The organism is Paenibacillus farraposensis (assembly GCF_020736845.1).
Classification (GTDB): Bacteria; Bacillota; Bacilli; order Paenibacillales; family Paenibacillaceae; genus Paenibacillus; species Paenibacillus farraposensis.
The window spans coordinates 1-7,858 of the sequence record NZ_JAFFQR010000018.1; the positions used below are offsets into that span (position 1 = coordinate 1).

3 protein-coding genes and 2 pseudogenes are annotated in these 7,858 nt (G+C 41.7%); all 5 read left to right on the forward strand.

Going from position 1 to position 7,858, the window contains the following annotated elements:
- The first annotated feature begins 105 nt into the window (after positions 1-105).
- The 5 genes and pseudogenes from JO375_RS04300 (at position 106) to tnpB (ending at position 7,653) form a co-directional block, all read left to right on the forward strand.
- Positions 106-513: a prepilin peptidase gene (locus JO375_RS04300; RefSeq protein ID WP_229523304.1), complete on the forward strand. Its 408-nt coding sequence runs from the start codon at positions 106-108 to the stop codon at positions 511-513.
- Between the two features lie 617 nt (positions 514-1,130).
- Positions 1,131-5,762: a fibronectin type III domain-containing protein gene (locus JO375_RS04305; RefSeq protein ID WP_229523305.1), complete on the forward strand. Its 4,632-nt coding sequence runs from the start codon at positions 1,131-1,133 to the stop codon at positions 5,760-5,762.
- A 75-nt stretch (positions 5,763-5,837) separates the two neighbouring features.
- Positions 5,838-6,134, forward strand: coding sequence for a DEAD/DEAH box helicase (locus JO375_RS04310; RefSeq protein ID WP_229523306.1), 297 nt, complete (start codon positions 5,838-5,840; stop codon positions 6,132-6,134).
- A 102-nt stretch (positions 6,135-6,236) separates the two neighbouring features.
- Positions 6,237-6,575: pseudogene (gene tnpA, locus JO375_RS04315) on the forward strand (IS200/IS605 family transposase).
- Positions 6,576-6,581: 6 nt separating this feature from the next.
- Positions 6,582-7,653: pseudogene (tnpB, locus tag JO375_RS04320) on the forward strand (IS200/IS605 family element RNA-guided endonuclease TnpB).
- The last annotated feature ends 205 nt before the right edge of the window (positions 7,654-7,858 follow it).

Genomic DNA, 7,858 nt, shown 5'->3' on the forward strand with positions numbered 1-7,858 from the left:
GAAATTTAGTTTCATGTACGACAAACAAAATCAGAATCTTTGGCAGCATGTTTGAGGATACACAAAACGTAAGGACTCGAAATTAATATGTGGCTATATATTCAGATGGCATATACGCTGTGTGTACTTTATCTTTTCAGCATTCAAGATATAAAAACGCGTATAGTTCCGTTAAAATGGGTAATTTTATCCTTGTTTGGAAGTCTAGTATTAAGATTTTTGTACTCTCCTAACCCATTTTCAGAATATATTATCTCATCGCTATCCGTCGGTATTTTCTTGTGGATACTCTCCATACTTAGTAATCGTGGTATGGGTGGTGGAGATATTCAATTAGTCGCATGGCTTGGGCTCACTGTAGGCTTTTTTGAGACAACGTTCGTTCTTATTGTTTCAAATTTGTTAGTTCTCTGCTATCGAATAGTCAAAAAAAATCTTGACTATATTGCCTTTGTTCCATATCTCTGTGCTGGTGAGTTAGTGCTTGTTTATTTAAGAATATTTTCTCAGTGAAGTGAAGGAGAAAAATACGTTTCAAAAGTGGATCTTTAAGCTAGTTGATATAGTCCTCTATATCTTGGCTCTGTACCATGTAACCCACGTTCTTGTGGTCCTCATAGTGTTATTTGTCACGCTCATGAATTTACTGTTTTTTAGCTACTCCATACGAAACCCAAAGAGATTGAATCGTTGGTATGAGTATTCTATAAAGCAAGATCAAGCCTATTTGCATTTTTCGCCTTCTATCTTCATCGGTTATTGGGCTAGTCGTACTACTTTGCTGGATTCCAGAGAAAAGGCGATGAGCAAGCTAATCTCGTTTGGGCATGATGATATCTATGGAGAAACAGTCAGTTTAACTAAAATCAATAGCCATATAACTGAATTTCAGGTGCTGAACAAATGGGGTAGAGAAGGCATGTTAACAATGATTACTACAATCGTTTTGACTGCGTTCAATTTACGGAATGTATTAACACTGACAGTGACTCGAAAAGTGTACAATATACTTTTCTCACATCAGTTCATTTGTTTTCGTTATAGGTAAATTTTTTTAGATTCTAATTATCCAATCGATTAGATAATAAAAACAAAATTAGTTCTATTATTAACTAGAAAAGGAGAGATATATGTACACTATTAATAAAAGAAAGGATAGAAAGGCTAGCAGGTGGGTTTACGTAGTCTTAGCATTCTTGATCACAATTACTGCCATCCCTTTATTTCCGCCTGAGGCAGCTGCAGCTACTGTAGCACCAGAAATTGAAATTATGGGCGGACCCGGGTGTTCTAATAGTCTCGGGACACAAGCTAATGATAACTGGGGCAATTGGAATGCTACATTAGGTCATGGGGCTACTAATGTATATAGTGGTACTGGTGATTATCACTATCAGTGTGGTGTAGGGGAACCAACGTATCGTTATATTGATCTAGGTGCATCAATAAAATCTGATGATTACAGAGTTTTCATCTATGTCCTAGGCAATTTTGAAAACAACATGATTTACGTTTCTGATTCTGCTGGATCTAGATGGGAGCCTGATGGCACTAACCTTTATACTTGGACATTTACTAAAACCCTCTATGGTAGAGATGATTACCAAGGAAAATGGATAGAAATAACCAATGATATCACACTAAAGAATTTCCGTTATCTACATTCTTTTGGTTATAAATCATCTAGCAGACCTTCTTCCATCACGCAGTTTGGGGTAAGACTTATTCCCAAATCAAAGTATTTACCTAGTGCCCCACAAATAAATGTTGGAGCTGCCGGACAAACAAGTACTGGTTGGGTAAAAGACCCTGTTAATGTCTGGATTGATGGAGACGTTGCACCCGAAGGTTTAAATTACTACGAGTACAGCTTGAATGGAGGAGCGTTCCAGCGTTATACAGGTCCATTTACTGTAAGTGACCATGGGATAAACACGCTCTATGCCAGAACCGTTGACATTAAAAATCAGACTAGCGGACTTTCTTCAGGCAATGTTCGCATTGATAAGATGCCGCCAACACCGCCGATCATAGCCACCGCAGGAAACAGTAATGATTATACGCTGTCACTACAAGCGGGGACAGATGATTACTCTGGGTTGGCTCATACACAATATCGGGTTATAGGCGCAGTAAATCAGAATTGGCAGGATTATAGTGGCCCATTCCATATCAACCAGGACGGGAAAAGCACCGTATACGCCCGATCTATTGATAACGTGGGCAATGTGAGCCAAGAGGTCAACAAGGAAGTCATTATCGATAAGAAGGGGCCAACTGCACCGGTCATTCGCGCCTCTGAAGTAGGTCCAACAGTAAACAATGTGAATGTGGCCATTGATTCGGGGAGCGACCCTGTAAATGGAATTAAGATGACGCAATACCGTCTCTCTCCTGAAGGAGCTTGGCAAACGTATAACGGAGTTATTACGTTATCATCCGAAGGAGTATATGACATAGCTGCTAGAACGTTTAATACGCTTGATGTAGCAAGCCCAATAGTAACTCAAAAAGTGATTATTGACCGGACGAAACCAAGCACACCGCATATTACTCTTTCTAAGCTGTCGTCGAGTTCGGCTTATACTAACAAGCCAGTCAACTTTGAGATATCTGGATCAACGGATACAGCTCCAATTCATTATGAATATCAGATTAATGAAGGAGCTTATGTTCCCGGTTCGTCTGGAACGTTGAATACTTCTGGAATGGTAAAACTAGCGGCAGTCGCTGTCGATGCAGCAGGCAATCGTAGTGCTCCAGCAACTACAAACTCTTTTATAGACATGGAACCGCCTGAAATAACTGTTACCCCTGATTCCCGCGATTGGAAGGAAGATGAGGTTAAAGTAGGAATTCAGTATCAGGATCAGCATTCAGGTATTGATCTGACGTCTATGCAATATAAAATTTCAAACAGTCCGGACACACCGGCTGCATGGGATACAGCTTCCGACACTCAAACGAAGTTAACTCTGTCTAGTGAAGGGGAATGGTATGTTCACGCTAAAGTAAAAGATCGTGCAGGCAATGTTCACGAAACTACCAGTAAGGCTCTTCGTATACAGAAGGCTCCTCAGCCTGTCGAACTTACCGCTTCAGCTATAAGAAACACGGAGGCCGATTTACAGTGGACACTTCCTTCTGGATATACGGATGGTTATACCTACACTCTCAGAAACTTAACGACTAATCAGGTATGGGATGTGTCTCATCCAGGGAACAGCTTCACCGATACCGGACTGCAAGGAGGGCATCGATACGAATACGAGGTACGCTCTAGTAATCATGTCGGTGGTAATGCGTATTCCAATCGAATCAGTGTTCTGACATTGCCGGATGCCCCGGAAAACATTCAGATACGTACGGTTTCAAGGACACCGACCCGGATAACGGCTGGCATCACCCCTGTAGCTTCAGCCGATCGGTACCACTTAGTTGCGACGGATATGAATACAGGTCAAGTCGTGTTTGATAACAATTCTGTTACTCAGGACGTATACAACCTGGTTACGGATCTTGCACCTGGAACCGTGTATGATATTTCGGCAGCAGCCATTAATGCTACTGGTGAAGGCGCAGCAAAGCATGTCTCTTTCCTAAGTTTGCCGGACAGCCCGAGTGGGTTTAAGGATGTAACGGTTACTGAAAATGCCATTGATCTAAAATGGAACAGCGTTACAACAGCGACGTACTATGAGCTACAACGTGATAAGGCATCTGTATACCAAGATGTGTACACTGAATTTTCGGACACAGGCTTGCATCCAGGAACGGAATATAATTATGCGGTATCAGCAGAGAATACAAGCGGCTATGGGGATTACACACATCTGGGGGTCATTACGCTGCCGGAACAAGTTAAGACTTTAGCCAGCGTAAATAGCGACGTGTATTCCATTACTGTAGGATGGGAAGATGTCCGAGGAGCTGATGGTTATATTTTAAATGTTAACGGTGATCCGGATGTGCGCATTACACGTGGAGACAATCGTTATACATTTGATGGACTGCCAGCTGGGAAACCAGCTACGATTCGGATTAGAGCCTATAATCGCAGTGGGATTGGCCAAGATGCGATGATTGCGGCTACAACTACACCTGTATCGGTTGTCCATCCTACAGCCGAAGACATCCAGGAACACAGTGCGGTTATAACATGGGATGCTGTAGAAGGAGCAACGAAATACAAGGTAAGTATTAATGGACAAGACTATTATAGTACCACTACCCGCGTATTGGTTTCTGGACTAGAGGGTGGAAGCAACTACAGCTTCCAAGTTAGTAGCGGAAACAGCGGAGGGTTTGGACCAGCATCTTCAGGAGAACTTCTTACGCTGCCACCGCAGGTGGGGAATGTAAAGGTTGATGAACTTGGAAACGGCCAAATTCGATTGAGCTGGGATGCTGCAAAAAGTACGCATAAATATGTAATTGTCCGTAAAGATAACGGTGAAATCTTGAATACGAATAAGACGAATATTGTATTGTCCAATATTCAGCCTGGCATTATTTATTCCTTTAGCATTCAGGCTGTAAATACAACTGGCGAAGGTGATGCTTCTCCAGTAAAATACCGCGCGCTACCAGGCTCCATTTCAGAAGATGGCATGCTAATTAAAGATGTGACGGATACGGGTTTGGTTGCAACATGGAAAGAAGCGTCTGGCGCGGATAGCTACAATGTATATAAAGACGAAGTACTCATTGGAAATACCAGTGGTCATGTCTTTAATGTAACTGGACTGGACAGCTCAACAATCTATCGGATTACGGTAAGACCTATAAATACAACAGGCGAAGGAAAGCCGGCACAGGCTGAAGCTGAAACATTGCCATCCCCTAATTTTGAGTTTTCGAAGACTAAAACTACGAATAGCGAATTCTTAATTGAATGGGAATCTGAGCATAAGAATGATATTTTTGTGCTGACTGATGATCAAGGCGTTGAATTGTACCGTGGCAAGGATCGTAGCTACAGTTGGAACAATCTGAAAGAGAAGAAGTCTTATACCATTATTTTGTGGGCGGAAAACAGCGAAGGAAAGAAGACAAAGGAAAAGCAGACGATTGGTAAAACAAGTGGAACCTCTGCTGCTGGTGGAAGGGGAGCTGGTGGAGGTACTAATCCAACCCCAAAAAGTGTTTTACCGATTGTTGAACAAACGCCAGATATCCCTAAGATTCAAACAGGAGATGTAACAGTTAATAAAAAATCAAACCGTTTTGAGGATATTGATCGAACTTTTAACAAAGACAAGATCAATGAACTTGCTGATAAAGGCATCATCAAGGGAACCTCGAACAATCTGTTTGAACCAAGTAGACCAGTAACACGGGTTGAATTTACATCCATGCTTGTGAGAGCACTCAATTTACCGAATGAGTCGGATGTGTCCCTAAGCTTTGAGGATATCAATCCTTCTGCTTGGTATATCGATCCGCTAAAAACGGCGATAAAAGATCAAGTAGCACGTGGATTTAGCAGCATGGTATTCGCTCCTGATCGAGTCATTAATAGGGAACAAGCTGCAAAAATGACTAATAACGTAGTTAAATCTGTACCACAACAAGAGGTTAGTGTATATTCAGATACTTCAAATATTATTGCATGGGCTCGAGAAGATGTACTTGGGCTTACAGAGCACAATTTGGTACGAGGATATCCGGACGGCAGCTTCCGTCCAAAACAATATATCACTCGCGCCGAGGCCGCAGAGGTCATCTATAATATGCTATGCTTCAAAAAAATAAATAAGTAGCAATAAAAAGATATGGGGGGGGGGGGCTTCCCCTCCCATTACATAAAAAAGATACACGAGAAGGGAAAAAGATATATGCAAAGTTTCATAGAAAGGACTTTCAAACAAGGCGGTCATTTATCCAAAATTGTTGCTGGATACTCTCCAAGAGCTCCTCAAATCCATATCTCTTCTAAAGTAGGAGAATGCTTGGTAGAGGAAAAACACTTACTTTGTGAAGCAGGGACTGGAACGGGTAAATCTTTGGGATACTTACTGCCAGCAGCTAAGTGGGCCGTTCAAAACAATAAGAAGGTTATTATATGTACTCACACTATTCCGCTTGTGAACCAAATTTTAACAAATAGTTGTCAGAATTCCCCCATCTTCTAAAGTGAGGGATGAATGGCAACGGTCTGATCAACGTGGACTCCTACAGCCTAAATTACTATAACGGAAGTATTCAGTCATATTTTAGAAAAGGTTGTGGGAACAATTCAATTAGACTCAAATAACCATTCAGTGCTCTTGCTAAATTACCACTTGATTCTAGTAATCAAGTATTGCAGGAAAGTAATTACTGCTGAAATATCCGAACGTCTGAAAGAGATATTCGAATACATTCAGCCGAAATACAACTCTCTTTGCTGGAATGGAACCATGACAGGGATCATGTTCATATCCTTATGAAAACTCATCCGAAGGAATTCCCAATCATTCGAAAATCGCTTTGGAAAGAGTATTTTTGGTCACGTTCCTAACCTACTTACAACTGGTGGAGCACCCATAGACGTAATCAAGAAATACATCAAAAATCAAGGCATGAAAGGATGATAGGAATTGCTGAAAGACTATAAGTATCGCATCTATCCGAACCATGAACAGCAGCTATACTTTGCAAAAGTGTTCGGTTGTGTTCGATTCATCTACAACAAAATGCTTGCAGATAAGATCGAGCATTATAAGCAAACTGAAACCATGCTCAAGAATACGCCTGCTCAATACAAGAAGGAATTCAACTGGCTGAAAGAAGTGGACAGTCTTGCGCTTGCCAATGCTCAACTGAACTTAGACAAGGCATATAAGCATTTCTTCCGTGATAAGAGCGTCGGTTTTCCTAAATTCAAGAGCAAGAAGACCAACAGTCACAGCTACACAACGAATAATCAGAATGGCACAGTAAGCGTTGCAGACGGTTATATAAAGCTTCCTAAGTTGAGAAAACTCATCCGAATCAAATTGCATCGTCCATTCGTTGGACTCATCAAGTCGTGTACGGTATCCAAAACACCGTCAGGGAAGTATTACGTTTCCTTACTGGTGGAAACGCATTCAGCCTTTGCCTAAGCGTGATAATAAGATGGGTGTTGATCTGGGCTTGAAGTCGTTTGCTATTACTTCCGATGGCGAAACAATCGAGAACCCCAAGTACCTTCGCAAGTCTGAAAAGCGATTAGCAAAATTGCAAAAGGACTGGTCACGCAAAAAGAAGGGAAGCACTAACCGCTATAAGGCTAGGTTGAAAGTAGCCAAGTTGCATGAAAAGATTCGTAATCAGCGTCAGGACTTCTTGCACAAAGTATCTTCCAAGATGATTAACGAAAACCAAGTCATTGTCATGGAAGACCTTCGAGTAAAGAACATGATGAAGAATCCAAAGCTTGCCAAGGCGATTAGTGAAGTATCCTGGAGCCTGTTCCGTTCAATGCTAGAATATAAAGCGAAGTGGTATGGACGTGATCTGATGATTGCACCTAAGAACTACGCTAGTAGCCAATTATGCTCATGTTGCGGTTACAAAAATGCAGATGTGAAGAATCTTGGCTTGCGTGAATGGACTTGTCCAGAATGCAACGCGCATCACGATAGAGATATAAACGCAGCCAACAACCTTCTGAAGCTCGCAATGTAATTGCATCTATTGGGATAGGGACTATCCTGTAAGCTTGGGTAAACTTGGAGCGGTTGCTCTATTGACCAAGAAGCACCCACCTCTTAGGTGGCGTGTAGTTCACCCCAAATGAATTTTTAAATGCTGCACAAGGGCTGGGGTTTCTCCTAGATGGAAATGCTCCTCAATCTATTCAAGAGGTTGATTCTCTGATTATGTCGTTGTA

Excerpts from the sequence above, each read along its gene's own strand:
- JO375_RS04310 (WP_229523306.1), top strand. The coding sequence starts at position 5,838 with ATGCAAAGTTTCATAGAAAGGACTTTCAAACAAGGCGGTCATTTATCC.
- JO375_RS04300 (WP_229523304.1), top strand. The coding sequence starts at position 106 with ATGGCATATACGCTGTGTGTACTTTATCTTTTCAGCATTCAAGATATA.
- JO375_RS04305 (WP_229523305.1), top strand. The coding sequence starts at position 1,131 with ATGTACACTATTAATAAAAGAAAGGATAGAAAGGCTAGCAGGTGGGTT.